This is a genomic window from Mycobacterium sp. DL99, from assembly GCF_004762045.1.
Taxonomy (GTDB): domain Bacteria; phylum Actinomycetota; class Actinomycetes; order Mycobacteriales; family Mycobacteriaceae; genus Mycobacterium.
Window position 1 is genome coordinate 5,443,330 of record NZ_SJOM01000007.1, and the last position, 23,085, is coordinate 5,466,414.

The window sequence follows — 23,085 nt, forward strand, 5'->3', positions numbered from 1 at the left end:
CTCGCGAAGAATCGAAAGGGCCGACTGTGACCGGGTCAGGCCCCGCCGAACTGCGGCTGCAGCACCGGGGCCAGCGCCGAGAGCGGGATGTGCGCCTGCACCGTGCCGCCGTCCATCGCCCACTGCATCCGGCCCGGGGTGAAATCGACCGGACTGTCCCGCCCGACCGGATAGTCCGGCATATAGAGGATCAGCTCGTCCGGTGTCAGCGCCCAGGCCTTGTATCCGCCCGAGTAGACGTTGTCCGGGGTCCAGCGGTCCGGGGTGAACGGATAGGTGCCGGGCTGGTGCGGCGGCGGTGCGGCATCGAGTGCGGCGACGATGAACGGCTCACCCAGGCGCGGGATCTCGGCCCGGTAATCGGCGCCCGGTTTGAACAGGTCGGCCAGCTGCACTTGCCGCCCGCCTGCGAACGTGAAGGTGCGGTAGGCGTCGCTGACGATAGGCGCGTTCGGGTGTGACAGGGCGTCGGTACCGACCGTCCCTGAGTACATCTCATGGAAGACGGCCGTCATCGCGTCACCATGCTGGAAAATCTCGAACTGCTCCTCGCCGAAGCTGTCGGCGGCCATCTTCTGCGCGGCGTTGCGCCAGTTGTTCATCAGGTTGGTCAGGTACTGCCGGATGACGGGGTTTTCCACCAGATCGCCGGGCAGCGCCATCTTGATGTCACGAACCGCCTTTCGGTCCGAGGTCACCGATGTGTGGCAGGACTGCCCATCCCACTGGGCGCCCAGGTCGTCGCAGAAAGATGCCGCCGACGCCGCGGCGGACGGGGCGGCCGTGATGGCCGCCGCCACCACGGCCGCCGCGCCGATCAGCTTGCCGATGCGCATCATGGGCCGGCTCAGGCGAGTTCCACTTTGCTTGCGCGCCATTCCCCGTCGACCTTGTCCATCGTCATCTTGATGCGGCTACGGTCGATCCGCGGATCGGGAACGGTGCTGTTGGACACCGACTGGTCGACGAACAACAGCACCACAACCTTGTCCTTGGTCGCCGACTGCACGGCGGACTCCATCACCACACCGTGCGCCGAGGCCTTGTTGTCGATGAGCAACTGGCGCAGCTGCATGCTCGACTGCGAGTACATGTCCTTGAACTCGCCCGTCGCACCCGCCAGCACCTGGTTGAAATTCTCGTCGACCTTGTCGGAATCGATACTCGTCAAGATCTGGGCGTAGGACACCGCGGCGTCCTGGGCCTGTTTGCCGGCCTGTGCCACCTGCTGGTTTTGCAACACCGTCCATCCCAGGAAGCCCGAAAGGGCCAGGACGGCAACGAATACCGCAACCACAATGCCGACAAGCACCCACTTGCGCCGGCCCGGTTTCGCGGCCTCCGCCTCGGGCTCAGCCTTGGCTTCCTCTTTGTCCTCGGTATCCGACTCGACTTCGGGCTCGACGATCTCGTCGGCCGTCTCTTCGATACCAATTGCGTCGTCGACGATCTCGGCCAGATCTTCGTCGGCCTTCTTGTCAGTCGTAACAGTCACCGTCATCTCCTTTGGGTGAGGTTGGGTGGATTAGCGGGGCGGTTCGATCGGCAGGGTCGGGCCGCCGTAGGGAGTCGGAATGGTGTAGCGCCCCCGCGGTGTCGGGTCGGTGGTGCGCGCGAGATCTGCCCCGGGCGGCGGCCCTGCGGTGTCGTCATCCGCCGGGCGCGGCGCGTTCTTGGCCCCGCGGACCAGGACGCCCGGATGATCGTCGGTGCAATAGGTATACATGTAGGGCTCCGGATAGTCGGCCGACGCCGGTGGCCGACGCGGTGTCCCGTAGTCGCAGGTGTAGCGCGGGTAGATGTCCGCGGTGGCCCACAGCCCGTTGTCATGCATGACACTGCCCAGGGCGTCGAGCACCGACGTGCGGTAGTTCGGGAACAGCGCGTTCAACGCCGGCACCCGCAGGTACAGCAATTGCGAAGTGCTGGCGAGGCTTCCGAGCAGCTGCACCATGGTGTCGGAGTTGTCGGCGAACAGGTTGTCGACGGAGTTCAGCGCTCCCGGGGTCTGGTTCGTGAGGCGACGGAAGCCCTCGCGCATCTTGTTGATCCCGTCGAACGTCGAACTCAAATTGTCCGACGCCACCGCGACGCCGGCGTTCTTCTCCGACATCAGGTTGAAGACCACGCGGCTGTTGCGCAGCACGCTCACCGTCTCGGGCAGCACCGAATCCAGCGTCGACAGGAGGAACGTGCCGCCGTCGATGACGTCGGCCAACTTGCGGGGACCGGCTTGCGACATACTCAGTTCCCGGCGGATCACTTCGAGCTTGCCGACATCGACCTGGGACAGCGCGCCGTCGGCATCGGCGAGCAACTGGGCCAGGCTGACCGGCACCGTGGCCTTGCCCAGGCCGATCACGCTGCCGTCGGTCAGGAACGGGCCGTCTGCCGTGTTCGCCGCGAAGTCGACGTACTGCTCACCGGCCGGGGACAGCCCGGACACCCGCACATCGCTGGACTTCGGAATCGACACGGCCGAATTCACGTTCACCACCGCCTGGACCCCGGTGGGTGTGATGTTGAGCCGCTCCACCCGCCCGACCCGCACGCCGCGCAGGGTGACGTCCTGATTGGGCAGCAGGCCGGCGGATTCCGGCAACTCGATGGTGATGCGGTAGCTGGAGTCGAAAGGCTTGACCCTCAGCGCCCCGATCATCAGGTAGGCGCCGGCCACAACGAGGGTCATCACCAGCGCGCCGGCCGACAGCCAGGCTCGGCGCCGGTACCCGGCCCGGACCACGCCGACCACGAAATCCGCGAGTGCGTTGATCATCGTGGCGCCTCCGCCGGTGCCGGTGCCGGAACCTCCCCAGGCGGTGGCCCGGCAGGAGCCTCGGGTGCGGGAACGATCGCGCCGGGCTCGGTCGGGCTCGGGATCACCGGCATCTGCGGCACCGAAGGGCCGCGGCCGACGACGCGCTCCTGCAGGCGCAACAACGTGTACTGCAATGAGCCGACCAGCTGATGCCAGTTGTACCGCTTGGGGCCGTGCAATCCCGGATCACCCGCGAACCCGATATCGGGAATCGACCCGAGAATCAGTCGGTCGATGCTGGCGCGCACCGAAAGGCCACTGCCGGAAGTCGCTTTCACCAAGGGCGGCATCATCCGGTTGAGCGCGTACAGCGAGGCATCGGGAGCGAGCGCCACATCATTCCAGGCGCCCGCCACCTTGTTGGCATCGGCGATCACGCTGCGCCCGCTGGTGTCGGTGCCCGCGACAGACGGGAATTTGCGCAATTGCGCCGAGGTGTCGCCGATCTGGGTGATCAGATCCGCGATCTGGGTGGTGTGCTCGGCCAACGTGTTCGTAGCCGGCCCGGCCGCATCCATCAACTCACTGACGGTCTGGTTCTTGTCTTCGATCTGCCGCAACAGCCGCGATGTCTCGGTCATCGCGGTCGAAAGTTGGTCGGAGCGGGCGTTCAGGGTGCCCAGCGTGTGGTTTGTCTTGGCGATCAGATTGCCGAACGCCTGGCCCTGGTCACCGGTGGCCTTACCCATACCGTTGATGATGTTGGTGAAGTTACGGACCGCACCACCGTTGACCAGGATCGCCGCCGAACCCAGCAGCGATTCGACGGTCGCGGCGGCCTGTGTCGAATCCAGGTCGATGGTGTCGCCGTCCTTGAGCAGTGGCGCGTTCGGGTCGACCGGGGTCGGCGGCCTGAGCGAGACGAACACATCTCCCAGCGGTGTCGCCGAACGCAATTCGGCCTCGGTGCCATGGGGCAACCGGACACCATCCATGATGCGCAGGGTGGTCACCGCGGTGTAGTTGCTGGCCACCATCGACTCGAGCTCGCCCACATCGGCACCGGCCAACTTCACCTTGGCATTGGCCGGCAGGTTCAGGGCATTGGCGAATATCGCGGTCAGCTTGTAACCGCCCGAGCCGACGCCGGGCGCCGGCAACGGCAGGCTGGCCAGGCCCTCGGAGGCACATCCCGAGATCGTCAGGCAGGCCGTCATCACCACGGGCAGAACGTATTTGCGCACCGGTCTGATCATCTCTGTCCCATCGCCGCCATGCCGTCGAGCATGTAGGACAGCCCGAAGTCGGGACCGAAGTCCTGCACGGTTCCGGTGCTGCACCCCAACTGGCGCAGCCCCATCATGTTGCAGACCTCCTTGACGGTCTGCGAATCGAAAAGCACCTTGTCCACCAGGACGTGGGCCCGCGCCGAGCCATTCGTCTGGTCGACGATGTTATAGATGTTGTCCAGCGTCAGCGGCGCGAGATCGAGGAACTCGGCCAGATCTCGCCGCTGGTCCACCGTTGCGGTCAGCGCGGTATTCCCGTTGAGGACAATCTGTTTGACCTCGTCGCGGTGCGTCTGCAGCACTTCGCCCACCTGGGTGATCACCTCGTTGATCTTCTTGCCGGTGGTGCCGCTGCCGAAGTTCTCGTCGGCCAGGATCTGGCTGAGCTGACGTACCGACGAACCGAATTCCCGCAGCGTGGCGTCGTTGCGGGAGGCCGCCTCGAACAGCGAGCTCAGGTTGCGCACAATCGTAGTGAGCTGGTCGCGGGTCACCGCTCCACGATCGGAACTGAGCCGCAACGCGTCTGACAGTTCACCGAGGGCGTCCTTCATCTGCTGACCGTTGCCGTCGGCGATCGCCGCACTGGCATTGACGACGTCCCCGATGGGTCCGTTCCCCTTGCCGTCACCCTTCAACGAGGAGGACAACTTGTCCAATACATCCAGCACACGGGCGAACTCGACCGGCGTCTTGGTCCGATTCAGACCGATCGTGTCGTGATTCTGCAGTGTCGGCCCGCCCCGGTAGGCCGGGGTCAGCTCGATCTGGCGGTCGGTGAGGATCGAATTGGAGATGGTGACCGCCTGCGCGTCGGCCGGCACCTGGACATCCTTGTCGACGGTGAACTCGACCTCGACATAGTTGCCCTTGGGCGTGATCTTGTTGACGCTGCCGACCTTCATACCGAGCACGGCGACCGTATTACCCTCGTAAAGCCCTGCCGCGCTGTCGAACTGGGCCGTCACCGTGATGGTATTGGTCCGCTCCTTCACAAACCACCAGCCGGTGCCGACGACTGCGGCGATCAGCACCGCACCGGCGGCGCACAGGGCCAACACCTTGCTACGGAGCACCCTCATTTGCAGTCCTTGTAGTACTGGATCATGTTGAACTGTTTGGCCCGGCCACTGATCGCACACATCCAGGAGTCGATCAGCAACCCGTTGCCGACGTGCATCTCCCCGGCATTGCCATTGCCGGTGGCGTTGGCGAGTCCGCGCAGGGCCACCGGACCCGACTGCAGGACGCTGCGCAGCAGATCGTCGTGCTGACCCAACATGTTCGACAGGTCGCGCAGGTTCGTCAGCAGCTGCTCGAGCTGTGGCCGGTCGTCCACCACGATGCCGGTGAGGGTCTGGACCAGATTGGTCAGGGCCGCGAGCATGGCCTGAAATGACGCCCGGCGCATGACGAATTCGCCGACCAGGTCGTTGCCCTGGTTGACCAGGCTGCCGATCGTGGCCTGCTGGCGACGCAGAGTGTTGCCGACCAGGTCAGTGGTTTCCAGCAGGGAACCCAGCTGGTTCCGCCGGTCGGCGATGATGGTCGCCAGGGTGTGGGTGTTCTGCAGCGCCCGCGGCACCACTGCCGGCAGGCCCTCCATCTGCTTGCCGAGGATGCTCAGCGTCTGGGCGAACTTGTCGGAGTCGACCTGCTCAAAGGTGGTGGTGACGTCCCCCAGCGCCTCCTGCAGGTCATACGGCACCTCGGTGTGAGTGAGGTCAAAGGTGTTGTCGGGCAGGGAACCTGAGCCCGCGGGCTGCAGGGCCAGATAACGCGAGCCCAAGATGGTGGTGATCTTGATGACTGCCCGGGAGTCCTTTCCGAGCGGAACGTCATCGCGCACCTTGAGTTTGGCCTCGACGTGGTCGCCGGCCAGCTTCATGCTCTTGACCTCGCCCACCGGCATGCCGGCAACGGTGATGGGGTTACCGGCCTTGAGCGCAGCGGCCTGCTGGAACCGCGCGGTGTACTGCCGGTAGCCGACATCGGCGACCTTGACGATCAACATCGCCCCGATCAGAACGGCCACCACGGCGATCGCGATGATCCCGAGCCGCGTCCGGTTGTAGCTCTCCAGTGGACGGCGCGGTTTCTTCGGTGCCTCCGGCACCGTCGGTGTCTCCGGTTTCGTCAGCTGATCAACCATTGGCCAAATTCCTGCATTTGGGGGTGTACTGCGCCTTGTTCCCCGGGGTGGCGGCGTCGACGATGATCGGTGTGACGTCGTTGAGGCCTGGGAAGAATCCCGTCGCATTCAGGTCGCACGCATAGGTGGTGGCGTACGCGCCCTCGTTGGTCATCCGGGCGAATCCCTTGAGCAGCAGCGGGAGATTCGCGCCGGTAAACGCCAGTTGCGGTTCGATGCCCACCATGTGCGAGACGAACCCGGGTTCCCGGGTCACGAGCTCGTTGAGTGACGGGTACACCTGATCGCTGATGGTCGACAACTGGCGCACCACTTTGGAGATCGAACCCAGCGAGTCCACCATCTCAGGCCGGCGGGCGTCGAATGTGGCGACCATTCCCCGGGTTTGGGTGATCACCTCGTCGAGACTGTCGTTGTGCTCGGCCAGGTTCTTGGCCACCGCGTTCAGATTGTTGATCACCTCTCCGAGTTCCTGGTCCCGTCCGGCGAAGGAATCCGTCAGCTGCGCGGTCTGGTCTACGAGCGCGACGATCGAGGAATTGTCGCCCTGCAGCGAGGCGATCACTCCTTTGGTGAGATTGTCGGCGTCGCGCGGGTTGAGCACGCTGAACAGCGGCTCATACCCGTTGAGCAGCGTCCCGACGTCGAAGGACGGATCGGTCTGTTCGACGGGGATGACGCTCCCGGCCGGAAGCGGGCCGGGGTCACCGATATTGCCCAGCGACAAGCCGAGATAACGCTGCCCGACGATGTTCTGGTAGGTCACCGAGGCGGCGGTCCGGCCGTACATCGGTTGGTTGTCCTGCACCACGAACGACACCTTGGCGAGGGCGCCCTGCAGTTCGATCTTCTCGACGCGCCCCACCCGTACCCCGGCCATCCGGACGTCGTCACCCTCACGCAGGCCGAACACATCGGAGAACAGGGCGGCGTACGGCACGGTCTTGCCGGCCACGTCACGGCGCAGCGTGACATAGACGAGCCAGGTCAGCCCCAGCGCGACCACCATGAACAGCGACAGGCCGATCGTCGCACCGCGGTACCTCATCGGCCTCCCTCTCCAGAAACGGGTTGTCCGGCGGCGGGTGCGGCCTCCGCGGGCAGCAGCGGGCCGCCCGGGGCCACCGGCGCGACCGGCGACAGTGGCACCTGCGGGGGCGGCGCCGGCATCAGTGCAGGGTTCGCCGTTCCCGGCACCGGTCCGGACGCCGGCATCCACGGCGGCAGCGGCGGATTCGGGTCGGACAGGTCGGGGTTCGGATTGACCAACGGCGGACCGACCGCGACGAGATTCCCATTGGCGCCCAGCGCCGTTCCGGGAGGCGGCATCAGATCAGCCGGTGGCTGAAAGTTCTGCGGCAACAGCACATCCGGTAGCGAGGGCCGGGTCGGCACCAGCGGGGCGGTGAAGCAGCTGGGCCCCTTGAGCCCGGCGTACTGCGGGCAGTCGGCACGGGTGTAGGCGTAGCTCGGCGTCAACGAGAGGTTCACCCGCATGTTGCCGATGTCATGGTCGGACATCCAGACGTGCTCGAAGAACTTGCCCGACAGCTGATTGAGCTTGACGAAGGCCGGCACCCAGTTGTTGGAGGTGTCTGCCAGCACACCCAGAACCGGCGTCAGGTTCGACGTGGTCTTCGCCAGCTGGTCGGCGTGGTTGCCGAGCGCGGTGTGCGTCGTTCCCACGGTGTTGATCCCGCCGTTGATCATGGTGTTCAGCTGGGAGCGCTGCTCGACCAGGGTCTGCATCGGCTGCACCGCCTTGTGCAGGGCATCGAGCAGATCCGGCGCGGTCTGCTGCAGCCCGTGGGTCGCGTCGATCAGTGCGGAGACCGTGGTCTGGCCGGGTTCGGTGGCCACCACCGAGTCGAGCTGATCGATCAGCCGGTTCAATTGCGCTCCGCTGGTGAGCAATTCGGTTCGGCGGTTCTCGGTCGCGGCGTTCACCGCGGCCAGGATGCCCACCGTTTTGTCCTCACGACCGCGCCCGGTGGCGGCCAGCACGTCGCGCAGCTTGCTGATCGTGGTCTGGAACAACACTGTCGGCAGTTCGGTGTCCTCGGGGATCTGTGCGCCCGCGGAGATCGCCGGAGCCGGTCCGTCGGAGCGGTCGACCAACTGCACCGACGACACCGCGAAGACGTTGCTGGGCACCACACGTGCCGTCACCGTGTTCGGAATGGCGCCCGCGTATTCGGGGTTGAGGTCGATGTGGACGAAGTTGGGATCGCCGTTGGCGGCCGGGACGACGTCGTCGACCATCCCGACGAGCACGCCGTGATACTTCACGTCGGACCGCTGCGGCAGACCGTCGCCGACGTTGACCAGGGCGGCCACCACCGGCACCCGCGCGTCGAGCCGCCCGGTGGCCTTCACCAGAAGGAACGTCGAAATCAGTACTGCTACAACAAGTACGGCGGCACCACAGCCGAGCAGTTGACGGTCGGTCGGGCCACGCCCGTCCATTTCCAGCGAGTTGCCCATCTAGCCGCCGAACCTCGCTCCTGAATCGACCGTCCACAGCGCCATGGTGAGCAGCATGTTCACGATGACCACCACGGTGATGCTGGCCCGCATGGCATGGCCGGCGGCCACGCCCACGCCCACCGGCCCGCCCGAGGCGTAGAACCCGTAGTAGCACTGCACCGTGGAGGCGATCCAGACGAAGATGACCGCTTTCAGTACCGAGTAGAGGATGTCCTGCCCGGACAGCATGAGGCTGAAGTAATGCAGGTAGGAACCGGTCGAGCCGCCGCTGATCAGGAAGACCACCAACTGGGTGGTCAGATAGCTCACTGCCAGGCAGAGCGCGTAAAGCGGGATCACCGCGACCACCGCGGCCATCAGCCGGGTGGTGACCAGGTACGGGATCGGGCGGATCGCGATGGAATCGAGCGCGTCGATCTCCTCGGCGATGCGCATCGACCCCAGCTGCGCGGTGAACCGGCATCCGGCCTGTGTTGCGAAGGCCAGTGAGGCGGCGATCGGCGCCAGTTCACGGGTGTTCACCAGGGACGAGATGATGCCGGTGGCCGGGCCGAGCCCGAGGAGGTCGAGGAAGTTGTATCCCTCGATGCCGACGAGCGCCCCCATGGTGATGCCCAGCACCACCGCCACCCCGATGGTTCCGCCGCCGACCACGAGTGATCCGTTGCCCCAGGCGATGTCGGAGAGCAGCCGGACGAATTCTGCGCGGTAGTGCCGCAGCACGATCGGTACCGCTGCCAGTGCCCGGACGAAGAACACCATCATGTGACCCAGGCGCATCACCGGCTTGGAGGCCCGTTTGTACAGCCGCACCCACGGCGCGAACAACGGTGGGACGAATGTGGAGGCCGTCATGTCACAGCCCGACCCGGGGGAACAACATGATGTAGAGCTGGCTGATCGCCACGTTGACCACCATCAGCAACAGAATCGATTCCACCACCGCCGCGTTCACGGAGTTCGCGACGCCGGTGGGGCCGCCTTTGGTGGACAGCCCCTTCTGACACGACACCACGGCCACGATGGCGCCGAAGATCACCGCCTTCAACAGAGCCACGATCATGTCACCGGTGGTAGCAAACGAGGCGAAGGTTGCCACGAAGCTGCCGGGGGCACCGTTCTGGAAGTAGACGTTGAACAGGAAGCTCGCCAGGAAGCCGACGAAGCACACCACCCCGGTGAGCGCGACGCCGATCATGATCGCGGCGACGAAGCGCGGCACGACCAGCCGCTGAATCACCGAGACGCCCATGACCTCCATGGCGTCGGTTTCCTCACGCATGGTCCGCGAACCCAGGTCGGCGGTGATCGCCGACCCGACCGCGGCGGCCATCAGAACGGCCGCGACCAGCGACGCGGCCTGCCGAATCACGGCCAGTCCACTGGCCGCACCGGCCAGTGACGTCGCGCCGACCTGCCCGGCCAGCAGGGCGAACTGTATGGAGAGGGTGACGCCGATCGGTAGGGCCACCAGCACGGTGGGGAGCACGGCCGTGCCGGCCATGAAGGCACCCTGGCGGACGAACTCCTGCCATTGGAAGCGGCCCGTCACCAGGTCGAGGAAGAGAATCTGAACGGTCCGGACTCCGAGCACGAACTGGTCCCCGACCGTGGTGAGCGAGGCCAGCGGATGACGCCTGGCATAGCCGGTGGCCCAGTTCTCGATGGCGTCGATTCCCCGTTCCGAGTCGACCCCATCAGCCACGCTCTCGGGCGGCGCCGTCATCCTCTCTCATTAAGCAGCAGAACCAACACAGATCCATCCCTCCCCAGGCAGAGATATGGCCACCGCCGGCCGGATAACTCGCAGTGGTTGGCACCGTAGCGTCGGCGCTCATCCCCCGTCAATGTTTTGCCGAATTCTCATTCACTTAGCGAGATTGGCTCATCAATTTCCGGCAAATCCGTCGTCACCGCCGGCGCACCGCCACCGCCGCTCCCACGTGCGGGCGATCACTTGCCACTTCCCGTATCACGTGTAAATGCAGTGCATTCAGGCCAAAGTGAGCGCCATTCGCATTGACGCCGACGTAAGGGCCACACCCCGAACGGTCAGGGATTCGCGCCCCACGGACAAACTCACCACGGAATCAGTGCCCGGCATGCACGTTAACTTTGCCGATCGTGTCGAAACCGCGGAAAAAGTTGCCAGATCTTGCTGACGGGTGGCGCCCGGTACCCCTGCCGCGCCGTTGCGCCGAAGTCTACTGACTACAGGCGATGTCAGTCGGGTTTCGGAACATCTCGTGCGCGCACCGGCAGGACCCGCTCAGTGGCGGCCGGATTCCCGGTTCGCCTGCGCCACGATCGCATCCAGCAGGCCCGGCATAGCGGCGTCCACGTCCCGCGTGCGCAGCCGCTGATAGATGTGCCCCTCGCTGACCACCCGCTCGGTCAGCCCGGCGTCGCGCAAGATGTTGAAGTGGTGGGTCGCCGTCGACTTGTTGATGCCGTCATACAGCGCCGCGCACTTCACCGGCTCACCGACCTCGTGCAAACGACGCACCATCTCCAGCCGGACCGGGTCCTGGAGGGCGGCCAGCAACTGAGGCAACGCCCCGACGGGACATTGCGCCTCGACCGCCGGAGCCTCTGCCATGCGCCCTCCGCCACCGGAAAATAAGTTTGATGAACGTCAAACCGGGCGTAAGCTCAGCCAGGTTCGATGAACGTCAAACCTACCGGACGGGGCATGACGATGGCGGGGATTTCGGCGGAAGGTTCGCTCGGCCCGGACAACCAGCGTTGGGCCTACCCGCTGCTACTGATCCTCAGTGGTGTCGCCCTCGGAGTCTCGGGTCTGCCCGCGCCGCTGTACGGGATCTACGAAACCGCCTGGCACCTCACTCCGCTGGCCACCACGATCGTCTTCGCGGTCTACGCACTGGCCGCGCTGGCCGCTGTGCTCGTGTCCGGCCGCATATCCGACGTCATCGGCCGTAAGCCCGTGCTCGTGGGCGCCCTCATCGCGATGATCATCGGACTCGGCGTCTTCCTGGTGGCCGACAACATTGCCCTGCTCCTGCTGGCCCGCACCATCCACGGCGCGGCCGTCGGCTCGATCGTGGTGGTGGCCGCCGCCGCGCTGCTCGACCTGCGTCCGCACCGCGGTGTGCGCTCGGGACAGCTCAGCGGCGTCGCATTCAACATCGGCATGACCGTCGCGATCATCGGCTCCGCCGTCCTGGCGCAATACGCCCCACACCCACTGCGCACCCCCTACGCCGTGGTGGCGGTGATCTGCGTCCTGGTCGGCGTCGGCGTCCTCGCCCTGCGCGAAACCCACACCACCCGCTCCCCCGGCCCTATCCGAATCTCGAAACCTGCTGTGGCCAAGGAGATCCGGTCCGACTTCTGGTTCGCCGCACTCGGTGCGATGGCATCCTGGTCGGTGCTGGGTGTGCTGCTCTCGCTGTATCCGTCGCTGGCCGCACACCAGACGCACATCGAGAACCTGGTGTTCGGCGGCGGAGTCGTGGCCATCACCGCGTTCTCCGCGGCGATGGCCCAACTGGCCGCCACCCGCATCCCGGCACACCGCTCCGCGATCGCCGGCGACGTGGGAATGGCGATCGCCCTGGGCCTGACCGTTCCGGTGCTGCTCACCCAATCCTGGCCCCTGGTGTTCGTGGCGGCAGCAATGCTGGGCGCGACGTTCGGGCTCGGCTTCGGCGGATCGCTGCGGCACCTGTCGCACGTCGTCCCGGCCGACCAGCGCGGCGAGACCATGTCCGCGTTCTACCTGCTGGCCTATACCGCGATGGCCGTCCCGACACTGCTGGCCGGCTGGGCCGCCACCCGCTGGGACCTGGCCACCGTCTTCCCGTGGTTCGCCGCCGCGGTGGCGACGGCCTGCCTGGCCGCCGCGGGCATCGGGGCACTGAGTCGACGCGGAACCGGCACCGACTGACCCAGTTCGACAACTTGGGCTCAGCAACGGCGTCGCGGCAATACTCTGATCGCCATGGCACCAGCGCAACGCGAACCCAACGTCGTCGTCCTCGGCGGAGGATCTTGGGGCACCACCGTCGCCTCCATCTGTGCTCGGCGCGGGCCGACGCTGCAGTGGGTGCGCTCGGAGGAGACCGCCAAGGACATCAACGACAACCACCGCAACACGCGCTACCTGGGCAACGAAGTCGTACTCCCCCAAAGCCTCAAGGCCACAAACGATTTCAGTGAGGCGGCCAACTGCGCCGATGTGATCGTGATGGGCGTGCCGTCACACGGCTTCCGCGGGGTGCTCACCGAGCTGGCCCGTGAACTGCGGCCGTGGGTGCCGGTGGTCTCGCTGGTCAAGGGCCTGGAGCAGGGCACCAACCGGCGGATGAGCGAGATCGTCGACGAGGTGCTGCCCGGGCATCCGGCCGGGATCCTGGCCGGGCCCAACATCGCCCGCGAGGTCGCCGAGGGCTATGCCGCCGCCGCCGTGCTGGCCATGCCCGACCAACACCTCGCGGCGAATCTCGCACAGTTGTTCCGCACCAAGCGATTTCGCACCTACACCACCGACGACGTGATCGGGGTGGAGATGGCCGGGGCGCTCAAGAACGTCTACGCCATCGCCGTCGGCATGGGCTATTCACTGGGCATCGGCGAGAACACCCGCGCGATGGTGATGGCCCGCGCGGTCCGGGAGATGTCCAAACTCGGCGAGGCCATGGGCGGACACCGCGACACCTTCGCGGGCCTGGCCGGCATGGGAGACCTCATCGTCACCTGCACCAGCCAGCGCAGCCGCAACCGGCACGTCGGCGAGCAACTGGGCGCGGGTAAGAAGATCGACGAGATCATCGCCTCGATGAATCAGGTCGCCGAGGGCGTCAAGGCCGCCAGCGTGATCATGGAATTCGCCGACAAGTACGGGCTCAACATGCCCATCGCCCGCGAGGTGGACCGCGTGATCAACCACGGCGCGAAGGTGGAGGACGCGTACTACGGCCTGATGGTCGAGAAGCCGGGGCACGAGGTGCACGGCTCAGGGTTCTGAGTCTTCAGCGCCGGGAGTGACGCTCTGGTCGCTACGCCTCGCTGACGACGACCACTGCGTCACTTTCGCGGAACCGTGCCCTCAGGCGCCCCGCACCGCGGCGCGGAAGTCCTCGGCCCCGACCGGTGGGGCGATGGTCCAGAGCACCTCGGCCTCGCCCTCGGTCGGGTTGTGCCAGTCGTGCAGCTGGGTCGCACCGAAGGTCATGCTGTCGCCGGTGTTCAGCAATGTGGTCTGCCCCTCGACGGTGATGCTGAGCTCGCCTTTCAGCACGTAGACGAAAATCGTTGCGGCATCGAGCCGGTAGGCCCCGCCGGAGCCTCCGCCCGGCCGCATGACGGTGTGCATCACCTGCACATGGTGTTCGGACTTCGGGGTCAGCAACTCTTCCCGGACCCCGTGGCCGCCCATCTCCAGCGGCGCCCCGGCCCCGCTGCGCACCACCGGCGCCGAGGGGTACTCGAACAGGTCGCCGATGCCGATCTCCAGTGCGTCGCAGATCCGGATCAACACCGGGACCGAGACATTCGTCATCCCCCGCTCGGCCAGGCTCAGGAAACCCTTGGTCACCTCGGCCCGGGCGGCCACCTCGGTCAGGCTCAATCCGCGCTGACCACGGAATTCGCGCAGCCGTGCCCCAGCCCGCCCCATGCCGGTCTCCGTGCCGGTCTGCTGGCCGTCCCCCACTGAAGCTTCCCCTTCCTGTTGACGCACGTTCGTTTAGTGGTGTAAAACACGTTCCATCGTTTTATGGCATTGAACCCTACACGTGGCGGTGCCCCCCGAAGCACAGAAAGGCACGCGGTGTCTGCACCTGCAACCGAGCCCAACAGCGAGTCGACGCGGATTCAGGCCGCCGTACTCGACGGCAACGGATCCATCACCATCGAGCACGTCGACCTGGCCGCCCCCGGCCCCGGTGAGGTGCGGGTCAAGATCGCCGCCGCCGGCGTTTGTCACTCCGACCTGCACGTCACCACCGGAGCCTGGGACGTCCCGGCGCCGGTGGTGCTGGGACACGAAGGATCCGGCGTGGTCACCGCGGTCGGCGCCGGCGTCGACGACCTCGAACCCGGCGACCATGTGGTGCTCAGCTGGGTGCCCGGCTGCGGCGAATGCCGCGCCTGCCTGGCCGGCCGACCGGCCCAATGCGCGCTGGTCGCGTCGGTCGTGGCCACCGGCGGCACCCTGTACGACGGAACCACCCGGCTGTCCAACGAACGCGGCCAGATCCACCACTACCTCGGGGTGTCCTCCTACGCCGAGCAGGTCGTGGTTCCCCGCAGCGGCGCGGTCAAGGTCCGCAAGGACGCACCCCTGGAAGACATCGCGATCGTGGGCTGTGCGATCGCCACCGGAGTGGGCGCGGTGCGCAATACCGCCGGCGTACAACCCGATTCGACCGTCGCGGTGATCGGCTGCGGCGGGGTCGGCCTGGCCTGCGTGCAGGGCGCCCGACTGGCCGGCGCCTCACGCATCGTGGCGGTCGACGTCGTCGCCGAAAAGCTCGACCTGGCACGCAAACTCGGAGCCACCGACACCGTCGACGCCTCGGCGGTCGAGGACGTGGTGACCGCCCTGCGTGAGGTGGTGCCCGACGGATACGACTACATCTTCGACGCCATCGGCAAGATCGCCACCACCGAACAGGCCATCGCCGCGCTGGGCCTCGGCGGGGCCGCCGTCATCGTCGGCCTGCCACCGGCCGGCGAACGCGCCAGCTTCGACCCGCTCGCGCTGGCCGAGGCCGATCAACGGATACTGGGCTCCAATTACGGCTCGGCGGTGCCCGAGCGGGACATCCCGCAACTGGTCGACGAGGTGATGGCGGGCAACCTCGACCTGGCCTCGATGATCTCCGCCCGGCGACCACTGGCCGAAGCCGCGGCCGCCCTCGATGATCTGGCCGCCGGCCACGCACTGCGCCAACTACTCGTCCCGAACGCCTGAGAAGAATCGAGATCCCAAGTGACTGAAGATCTTCAGACCCGGGCCGAGACCCCGAACGGGGATGCCGGTCTGCGCCGCGGAGTGATGGGTGGCGGCGAACTCGCCGCACAGGCCATCGCCAACATCGCACCCAGCGCCGTCATCGCGTTCACCGCTGCCGCCATCTACACCACGGCCAGTAACGGCACCTGGATCTCGTTCGCGCTGGCCACCGTGGTCATACTCGCGGTGGGGTACTGCATCTCGCAGTTCGCCAAGCGCCGTTCGAGCGCGGGCTCGCTGTACAGCTATGCCGCGACCGCTCTGGGACCGTTCGGCGCCTACCTGACCGGCGTCAGCCTGATCATCGGATGCTTCGGTATCGCCGCAGGCTCACTGAGCGGCTCGGTGGCCTACACCGCCACCCTGCTCAACCAACTCGGCATTCCGGTCCATGGGGTGGCCGCACAGATCGTGCTGGCCGCCGTTCTCGGTGCACTGGCCACGTTGTTCACCATCCGCGGCATCCGCCTCTCCGCACGGGTTTCCCTTGTGCTCGAATTGGTTTCGGTGTCCATCATCACCCTGCTGCTGGTCTTCACCCTGGTGCACCTGGGAGCGGACGCCTTCGACGCCGACCAGTTCGACCTGAGCGGCGCCAAGCCGTCGGGAATCGCGGTGGGCATGGTGCTGGCGATCCTGGGCTTCGTCGGATTCTCCAGCGCCGACGCCCTGGCCCGGGAGGCCAAAGATCCCTACCGCGCGGTGCCGCGGGCAATCATGTGGAGCGCCGCCGGCGTGGGTGTGCTGTACGTCTTCGCCGCCTACACCCAAGTGGCCGCGCTGGGACCCGACCTCGGTGAATCCGCTCAGCCGCTCAACGATCTCGCGACCCTGGTCGGCATGCCGGGCTGGTTCAACCCGATCCTCAACTTCGGTATCGCCGCATCGTTCTTCGCCGTGGTGGTCGCACCGATGAACGTCATCGGCCGCATCCTGTACGTGATGGGCAAAGAGGGTGTGGTGCCGTCGGCGATCGGCCGGACCCACCCGACGCACCTGACCCCGCACCGCGCCCTGATCTCGGTCAGCCCACTGGTGATCGCGGTGCCCGTGGTCCTGTACCTGGGCGGCGTCGATGCGATGGACGTGGTGACCTGGGTGGACACCTATGGGACCTACGGTTACATGGTGGCGTACGCCGCCGCTGCGATCGCGGCCGTCGTCTTCCTGCGAAGCATCAAGGTCCGCGTCCCGCTGGTCTGGCCGGCCGCCGCGCTGGCCATCGGATCAATGGCATATGTGTTCTACGCCAACGTGTATCCGGTGCCGGCCTACCCGCTCAACGTGATCCCGTGGCTGTTCCTGGCCACGGTTGCCGCCGCGCTGGCCTGGTACTGGATTCTGAGCCGCCGGTCACCGGAAGTGATCGCGAAGATCGGCACCAGCGACATGGAGACGCTCGAAGGAATCGGCTGATTCAGCCGATGGCGGTCTCAGCCGATGGTGAAGGTGGGCTTGAAGTCCGATTCCTGCTTACCGATGACGAAGCTGCCCGCCGGGCTGATCACGAAGCCGGACTGATTGCGTCCATCGATGCAGGAGGTCGTCACGCCGTCGGTGCCGCAGCTGATCGTCTGGTAGCTGATCCGCGAGTTCGGCGGCAACGGCTTGGGGTTCTCGACGACGCCGAACACCGGCGCCGGCGAGCTGGCGAACCCGGGCACCCCGGGCCCGCCGCTGACCAGATTGGCCCCGTTGGGTGCGGCCGGGATCGGTCCGCTGCAGCCGTAGGTGCCGGAGCGCTGTAGTACGCAGGTGATGCCGTCCGGGATGCCGAACGCGTACCAGTTGTTGTCCATCACCGCGTACTCGGAGGTCTTGACCGGCGCGTACGCGTTGACGTTGGGGACGGCGGGAGCCGGCGCCGGTTCCGCGGCCGCCACCGGCGGCACGCTCATCACTGCCGCCCCCGCGGCGCTCACCAGGCCAATCACCACTCTGCTCAGCACGCCGTCACCCTAACCCGGGGCGATAGTGCGGTCCACCGCTCCGGGTTCGGCTACTTGCCCTGGCCGCAAGCGAGGTCGACGTACACCGTGGTGTAGCGGACCCGCTCCTCGGTGTTGCCCCGAGGCGCCGCCTTGAGTTCGGTGATGTCACGACCCGGACGGACCGCCTTGACGTTGCAGGCATCGATCGAGCCGCTGCCGACTCGGGACAAGATGACGCGGTAGCCCTCGTCCTCCAACTGCTTGATGGTCTGCTGGGCCGATCCGGCGCCACTCGGTGCCGCCGCGGCCGGGCCGGCCAGTGCCAGCGCGCTCAGGGCCAGACCGGCCCCGACGGTGGCGACAACGGTGTTTTTGACGGTGTTCCTCATTGAACTACCTGCCTTCCTTGCTGAATTGATTTCAGCCTATTCAGGTAATTCACCCGCGTCCATCAACTCATATTGAACACATACGAATGAGCGCATATGAATTGCCGGGCATTGAATATTCAGGCGGAATTCATATTTTTCAGGTGCCCGGCAGCGTCCGGAGCGGACTCGCCGGCCAGCGGGATACGCACGGTAAACACCGTCTCACCTGGCTTCGAGGCGACGGCCACGGTGCCCTGGTGGGCCTCGATGATCGACGCCACGATGGCCAGGCCCAGCCCGGTGCTACCCAATTCTCGCGACCGCGATTTATCGGCTCTGACGAATCTGCCGAAGAGATTCGGCAACAATTCCGCATCAATTCCCGGCCCGTCGTCGGTAACGGTCAATTCCGCGAATTCATCGGTCTCGGTCAATGCAATGGTGACCGTCACACCGGGCGGCGTGTGCACCCGGGCATTTGTCAACAAATTGCTGACCACTTGGTGCAGCCGAGCCAAATCGCCGCGCACCCATAACGGATCGTCGGGCAGTTCGGCCACCCAGTGATGTTCGGGTGCGCCCACTGCCACGTCGTTGACCGCGTCGACCACCAGATCGCTCAGGTCGATGTCGTCGGTCTCCAGGTCCTGGCCCTCACTGAGCCGGGACAACAACAGCAGGTCGCTGACCAGCCCGGTCATCCGGCGCGCCTCGGCCTCGATGCGGGCCAGCGCGTATTCGGTGGTCGGCGGCAGGTTCGCGCTGTCCTGCCGGGTGAGCTCGGCATAACCCTGGATCGCCGCCAGCGGGGTGCGCAGCTCATGGCTGGCATCGGTGAGGAACTGCCGCGTGCGCCGATCGGAAGCCGCCAACTCGGCCAGCGCACTGTCGACGTTGGACAGCAGCTGGTTGAGTGTCTCGCCGACGATGCCGACCTCGTTGTCCGGATCGGTGTCCTTGTCACGCACCCGCGCCGTGATGCGGTGATCGCCGGCGTCCAACCGCAGTGTCGCCACCTTGGCGGCGGTGGCCGCGACCCGGCGCAACGGCCGCAGCGCGATACGCACCACTGCGACCGTGCCCAATGCCGTGGCGATCAGCGCAACGACGATCATCACCGCGACCGTCACCGTCTTGCGGGCGATCACCAGGTTCGCGCTCTCCATGGACACCCCGGACACCAGCACATCGCCGTTGCCCGCAGGCTGGCTGGCCAGCCGATACGAGCCGAGCACCGGCAGCTTCACCGTGCGCGGGTGCTCGTCGGTCCAGGCGTACTGGTCGAGGGCGCGGGTCACCGAGACCGGGGCCGGGTGCGGCTCACCGTCGGAGAACACGGCCGACTGGATCACCTCGCCGTCGTGTAGCACCGCGATCAGGTTGCCGGGCGCCTGTCCGACGAACGCGGTGAGCGCCTCGGCATCCGCGGTGAGCACGTGCCCGGTCTGGCCTTCTCGCCACTTCTCATAGGAGTGGCTGAACGCCGCCAACGACCGCGTCACCTCGGCATCGCTCATCGTCGACACATAGGTGTGCAGGCTGTACACCGACAACGCGCCGACCGCGGCCAGCGCCACCGTGACGATCGCACTGACACCCAGCACCAATTGGCGGCGTAGCGAGCGCGGCCACCACCACTTGGTTTTGGGCGGCATCAGCGGGTCACGACGCGGGCCGCAGCATGTAACCCACCCCGCGCACGGTGTGGATCATCGGCTCGCGGTCGGTGTCGACCTTCTTGCGCAGGTAGGAGATGTAGAGGTCCACGATGCTGGACTTCCCGCCGAAGCCGTAGTTCCACACCCGGTCGAGGATCTCGGCGCGGCTCAGCGCCCGGCGCGGGTTACGCATCAGGTAACGCAACAGCTCGAACTCCGTCACGGTGAGGTTGATCGGCTCACCGGCACGGGTGACCTCGCGGCTGGCGCCGTCGAGCACCATGTCGCCGACCTTCAGGGTTTCGTCAGCCGGCGGTGTGGTGTGGCTGGACCGGCGCAACAGCCCGCGCAGCCGGGCCACCAGCTCCTCGAGGCTGAACGGCTTGGTCATGTAGTCGTCGGCCCCCGCGGTCAGACCGGACACCCGGTCCAGCACCGAATCCCTGGCCGTCAGAAACAGCGTCGGCGTGTAGCCGTCGGCCTCACGCATCCGCTGCAGGATCTGCAGCCCGTCGATATCCGGCAGCATGATGTCCAAGACCACCACATCCGGTTCGATCTCGTCGAACTTTGCTACCGCGTCATGGCCGTTATGGGCCACTTCGACTTCCCAGCCCTCATAGTGCAGGGCCATCTTGACCAGGTTGGTCAGCGCCGGCTCGTCATCGACCAGCAACACCCGGATAGCTGATCCGTCGGCGCGGTGGATCTTCGGCAACTGTCCGAGGATGGCCTGGCGGGGTTGCTGGGCTCGGGGGGATACGGACATCGTCGTCATATTTCCATTGTGCGGAGTACACAGAGTGTTGTCACGGAGTTCATATGGAGTTCTAAGGGAATGCTGTTTCTATGATTCCCCTATGACTCTCGTCACGTTCGTGACCAGTGGTGATCTAGATCAAACACATTGCGATACATACAGATTCAAACGAGTAGGTGAACAATTGGTGCCGCCTGCAACCATTTGTTGAATGGTTTGCCCTGCGCACCAGGCATATTCATGCAGCTCGATACTTCGCCGAAACATTTGGGTTCTCTATGCATGGCCCAAACTTCCTTGCACGCGCTCACAGCGATAAATACTCTCGCCCACAGTAATTGGGTGTTGCCGAGCTACAACTGAGCCATAAGTCGACTTGTGTCGCACTGTGCTCCAACACCTTTCGAAGTTGTTTACCGACAACGACGTCAATAACTTTGTGCGGGTCCGCAACGAGGCGGGTCCGCGCATCACCAACTCCAGACGGAGGCGCGCCATGCAGCAAACCACCCAACTCGCCGAACGGGCCCGGGCCGTTCTGCGGTACGACGTACCCGCCTCCCTGGTGGTCTTCCTGGTCGCCCTGCCGTTGTCGTTGGGTATCGCCGTTGCCTCCGGCGCTCCGGTACTGGCCGGCATCATCGCCGCCATCGTCGGCGGCATCATCGCCGGAGCCCTGGGCGGATCGCCGCTTCAGGTCAGCGGGCCCGCGGCCGGGCTGACAGTCGTGGTGGCCGGACTGATCTCACAGTTCGGCTGGGCGGTCACCTGCGCCATCACGGTGTGCGCGGGCGTGCTGCAGGTGCTGTTCGGCCTGAGCCGGGTGGCGCGCGCCGCACTGGCAATCTCCCCCGTCGTCGTGCACGCGATGCTGGCCGGCATCGGCATCACCATCGCGCTGCAGCAGATCCACGTGCTGCTCGGCGGCAGCTCCAACAGCTCGGCCTGGGCCAACGTCGCAGAACTGCCAGGTCAGCTGGTCAACGCCCACGGTCACGGCGTCATCCTGGGCGCACTGGTGATCGCGATCCTGGTGGCGTGGCGTTGGGCACCGGCAGCGGTGAAGAAGGTGCCCGGCCCGCTGGTGGCCATCGTCGGCGTCACCGCGCTGTCGCTGCTGGCCCCGTTCAGTGACGTCACCCGCATCCAGATCAACGGCTCGCTGCTGGACGCGCTGGCCCTGCCCAGCCTGCCCGACGGCAACTGGAGCGCGTTCGCCGCCGGTGTGCTCACCGTCGCGCTGATCGCCAGTGTCGAGAGCCTGCTGTCGGCGGTGTCGGTGGACCGTATGCACACCGGCCCGCGCACCAACTTCGACCGCGAGATGATCGGCCAGGGCGCCGCCAACATCGCTTCCGGCGCCATCGGCGGGCTGCCCGTCACCGGTGTGATCGTGCGCAGCTCCACCAACGTCGCGGCCGGAGCCCGCACCCGGGCCGCGGCAATCCTGCACGGCGTGTGGATCCTGGCGTTCGCCGTGCCGTTCGCCGGCCTGGCCCAGATGATCCCGACCGCCGCCCTGGCCGGCCTGCTGATCGTCATCGGCTGCCAGTTGGTCAAGCGCGCGCACATCGAAACAGCGCGGCGCACAGGTGATCTCGCGGTGTACGCGGTGACCGTGGTCGGCGTGGTGTTCCTCAACCTGCTCGAAGGCGTGCTGATCGGACTGGCACTGGCGGTCGCACTGACCGTGTGGCGGGTGGTGCGTACCAACATCGTCGCCGAGCCCACCGGTAAGGACACCTGGCGGGTCGCGATCGAGGGCTCCTGCACGTTCCTGTCCCTGCCGACACTGACCAGCGCGCTGGCGCAGGTGCCGTCGGGTACGGCGGTGACCGTCGAGCTGTCGGTCGACTTCATCGACCACGCCGCCCACGAGACCATCGAAGAATGGCAGCGCCAGCACGTGGCCACCGGTGGCACGGTCGACATCCACGACGTCGGTGTGGTCGAGATGGGTAGCGCCGTCACCGGTCCGCCGATGCGGGGCTTCACACCGTTCGACAAACGCTCCGGCGTGGTGCCGTGGAGTTCCTGGCAGCGCGAGGAGTCGGCTTCGGTACTCCACGGCCTGGCCGCCTATCACCGTCGCACCGCCCCGATGCTGCGCCCGCACATGCAGGAACTGGCGCATGCGCAGCGGCCCGAGACGCTGTTCCTCACGTGCGCCGATTCGCGGGTGGTGCCCAACGTCATCACCAGCAGCGGTCCGGGAGACCTGTTCACGGTGCGCAATGTCGGCAACATGGTGCCGGCCGGCCAGGCGGACGCCTCGATCGAAGCGGCCATCGCGTTCGCGGTGGACAAGCTCAACGTCTCCTCGATCGTGGTGTGCGGACATTCCAGCTGCGGCGCGATGACCGCGATGATGGGTAAGACCGACGCGGGCGACAAACACCTGGAATCCTGGCTGGCCCATGGCAATCCATCCGTCGATGCATTCGATGAGGGTCGTCACCCGGTGGCGCTGTCGGCGGCTGAGGCAGGCTTCGGCACGGTGGATCAGCTGTCGATGGTCAACATCGCAGTCCAGGTGCAGACCCTGCAGGCACATCCATTGGCGCGACGGGTCAACGTGATCGGCCTGTTCTACGACATCGCCAGCGCCGGCGTGCTGCGGGTGACGCCGACGCACGTCGAGACCCTCGCCGACGCCGCATAACTCAGCACCGCGAGCGGCATGTCAGGGAGCAGACA

At 66.2% G+C, this 23,085-nt stretch carries 21 protein-coding genes; 5 read left to right on the plus strand and 16 right to left on the minus strand.

Annotation, left to right across the window (positions count from 1 at the left end; translation table 11 throughout):
• Positions 1 to 35 precede the first annotated feature (35 nt).
• From EYZ64_RS26565 to EYZ64_RS26615, 11 genes are all read right to left on the minus strand, one after another.
• Entirely contained in the window at positions 36 to 836 is an 801-nt protein-coding gene (locus EYZ64_RS26565) for a DUF3298 domain-containing protein (protein ID WP_167858182.1), read from the minus strand.
• Positions 837 to 847: 11 nt separating this feature from the next.
• The gene (locus EYZ64_RS26570) at positions 848 to 1,501 is read right to left on the minus strand and encodes an Rv1363c family protein (protein WP_135458221.1); all 654 of its coding nucleotides are present in this window, start codon (positions 1,499 to 1,501) and stop codon (positions 848 to 850) included.
• Positions 1,502 to 1,525: 24 nt separating this feature from the next.
• The gene (locus tag EYZ64_RS26575; protein WP_135458223.1) at positions 1,526 to 2,776 is read right to left on the minus strand and encodes an MlaD family protein; all 1,251 of its coding nucleotides are present in this window, start codon (positions 2,774 to 2,776) and stop codon (positions 1,526 to 1,528) included.
• A complete protein-coding gene (locus EYZ64_RS26580; RefSeq protein WP_135458225.1) occupies positions 2,773 to 4,014 on the minus strand; it encodes an MCE family protein in 1,242 nt (413 codons plus the stop codon). Before EYZ64_RS26580 ends, EYZ64_RS26575 begins: the two co-directional genes overlap by 4 nt.
• Positions 4,011 to 5,129, minus strand: a complete 1,119-nt coding sequence (locus tag EYZ64_RS26585) for an MCE family protein (protein WP_135458227.1) — start codon at positions 5,127 to 5,129, stop codon at positions 4,011 to 4,013. Before EYZ64_RS26585 ends, EYZ64_RS26580 begins: the two co-directional genes overlap by 4 nt.
• Positions 5,126 to 6,199 carry an MlaD family protein gene (locus EYZ64_RS26590; protein ID WP_135458229.1) on the minus strand — a complete coding sequence of 358 codons (1,074 nt, stop codon included), beginning with the start codon at positions 6,197 to 6,199 and terminating at the stop codon, positions 5,126 to 5,128. Before EYZ64_RS26590 ends, EYZ64_RS26585 begins: the two co-directional genes overlap by 4 nt.
• On the minus strand, positions 6,192 to 7,247 hold the full coding sequence (locus EYZ64_RS26595; RefSeq protein ID WP_135458231.1) for an MlaD family protein: 1,056 nt from the start codon (positions 7,245 to 7,247) through the stop codon (positions 6,192 to 6,194). The genes EYZ64_RS26590 and EYZ64_RS26595 overlap by 8 nt, the downstream gene beginning before the upstream one ends.
• A complete protein-coding gene (locus EYZ64_RS26600; protein ID WP_135458232.1) occupies positions 7,244 to 8,683 on the minus strand; it encodes an MlaD family protein in 1,440 nt (479 codons plus the stop codon). The genes EYZ64_RS26595 and EYZ64_RS26600 overlap by 4 nt, the downstream gene beginning before the upstream one ends.
• Positions 8,684 to 9,541, minus strand: coding sequence for an ABC transporter permease (locus EYZ64_RS26605; protein ID WP_135458234.1), 858 nt, complete (start codon positions 9,539 to 9,541; stop codon positions 8,684 to 8,686).
• 1 nt (position 9,542) lies between these two features.
• Entirely contained in the window at positions 9,543 to 10,412 is an 870-nt protein-coding gene (locus tag EYZ64_RS26610) for an MlaE family ABC transporter permease (protein WP_135458237.1), read from the minus strand.
• 543 nt (positions 10,413 to 10,955) lie between these two features.
• Positions 10,956 to 11,285 carry an ArsR/SmtB family transcription factor gene (locus EYZ64_RS26615; protein WP_135458239.1) on the minus strand — a complete coding sequence of 110 codons (330 nt, stop codon included), beginning with the start codon at positions 11,283 to 11,285 and terminating at the stop codon, positions 10,956 to 10,958.
• Between the two features lie 99 nt (positions 11,286 to 11,384).
• Here EYZ64_RS26615 and EYZ64_RS26620 point away from each other — a divergent pair, with 99 nt between their 5' ends.
• Both EYZ64_RS26620 and EYZ64_RS26625 read left to right on the plus strand, forming a co-directional pair.
• Positions 11,385 to 12,596 carry an MFS transporter gene (locus EYZ64_RS26620; RefSeq protein WP_135460273.1) on the plus strand — a complete coding sequence of 404 codons (1,212 nt, stop codon included), beginning with the start codon at positions 11,385 to 11,387 and terminating at the stop codon, positions 12,594 to 12,596.
• Between the two features lie 54 nt (positions 12,597 to 12,650).
• Positions 12,651 to 13,676: an NAD(P)H-dependent glycerol-3-phosphate dehydrogenase gene (locus tag EYZ64_RS26625; RefSeq protein ID WP_135458241.1), complete on the plus strand. Its 1,026-nt coding sequence runs from the start codon at positions 12,651 to 12,653 to the stop codon at positions 13,674 to 13,676.
• Positions 13,677 to 13,757: 81 nt separating this feature from the next.
• Here the strand turns inward: EYZ64_RS26625 and EYZ64_RS26630 are convergent, their stop codons facing one another.
• Entirely contained in the window at positions 13,758 to 14,327 is a 570-nt protein-coding gene (locus EYZ64_RS26630; protein ID WP_135458243.1) for a helix-turn-helix domain-containing protein, read from the minus strand.
• Positions 14,328 to 14,480: 153 nt separating this feature from the next.
• Between EYZ64_RS26630 and EYZ64_RS26635 the strand changes: the two genes are divergently transcribed.
• Entirely contained in the window at positions 14,481 to 15,626 is a 1,146-nt protein-coding gene (locus tag EYZ64_RS26635; protein WP_135458245.1) for a zinc-binding dehydrogenase, read from the plus strand.
• An 18-nt stretch (positions 15,627 to 15,644) separates the two neighbouring features.
• Positions 15,645 to 17,084 carry an APC family permease gene (locus EYZ64_RS26640; protein ID WP_135458247.1) on the plus strand — a complete coding sequence of 480 codons (1,440 nt, stop codon included), beginning with the start codon at positions 15,645 to 15,647 and terminating at the stop codon, positions 17,082 to 17,084.
• Between the two features lie 17 nt (positions 17,085 to 17,101).
• On the opposite strand, the gene EYZ64_RS26645 is transcribed toward EYZ64_RS26640, so the two are convergent.
• The 4 genes from EYZ64_RS26645 to EYZ64_RS26660 form a co-directional block, all read right to left on the minus strand.
• Positions 17,102 to 17,617: a hypothetical protein gene (locus EYZ64_RS26645; RefSeq protein WP_135458249.1), complete on the minus strand. Its 516-nt coding sequence runs from the start codon at positions 17,615 to 17,617 to the stop codon at positions 17,102 to 17,104.
• A gap of 50 nt (positions 17,618 to 17,667) precedes the next feature.
• Positions 17,668 to 17,988: a hypothetical protein gene (locus EYZ64_RS26650; protein WP_135458251.1), complete on the minus strand. Its 321-nt coding sequence runs from the start codon at positions 17,986 to 17,988 to the stop codon at positions 17,668 to 17,670.
• 119 nt (positions 17,989 to 18,107) lie between these two features.
• Complete coding sequence (locus EYZ64_RS26655; RefSeq protein WP_135458253.1) at positions 18,108 to 19,625, minus strand: sensor histidine kinase; 1,518 nt, start codon at positions 19,623 to 19,625, stop codon at positions 18,108 to 18,110.
• A 7-nt stretch (positions 19,626 to 19,632) separates the two neighbouring features.
• Positions 19,633 to 20,406, minus strand: coding sequence for a response regulator transcription factor (locus tag EYZ64_RS26660; protein ID WP_135458254.1), 774 nt, complete (start codon positions 20,404 to 20,406; stop codon positions 19,633 to 19,635).
• Positions 20,407 to 20,884: 478 nt separating this feature from the next.
• Here EYZ64_RS26660 and EYZ64_RS26665 point away from each other — a divergent pair, with 478 nt between their 5' ends.
• Complete coding sequence (locus EYZ64_RS26665; protein WP_135458256.1) at positions 20,885 to 23,050, plus strand: SulP family inorganic anion transporter; 2,166 nt, start codon at positions 20,885 to 20,887, stop codon at positions 23,048 to 23,050.
• Positions 23,051 to 23,085 lie beyond the last annotated feature (35 nt).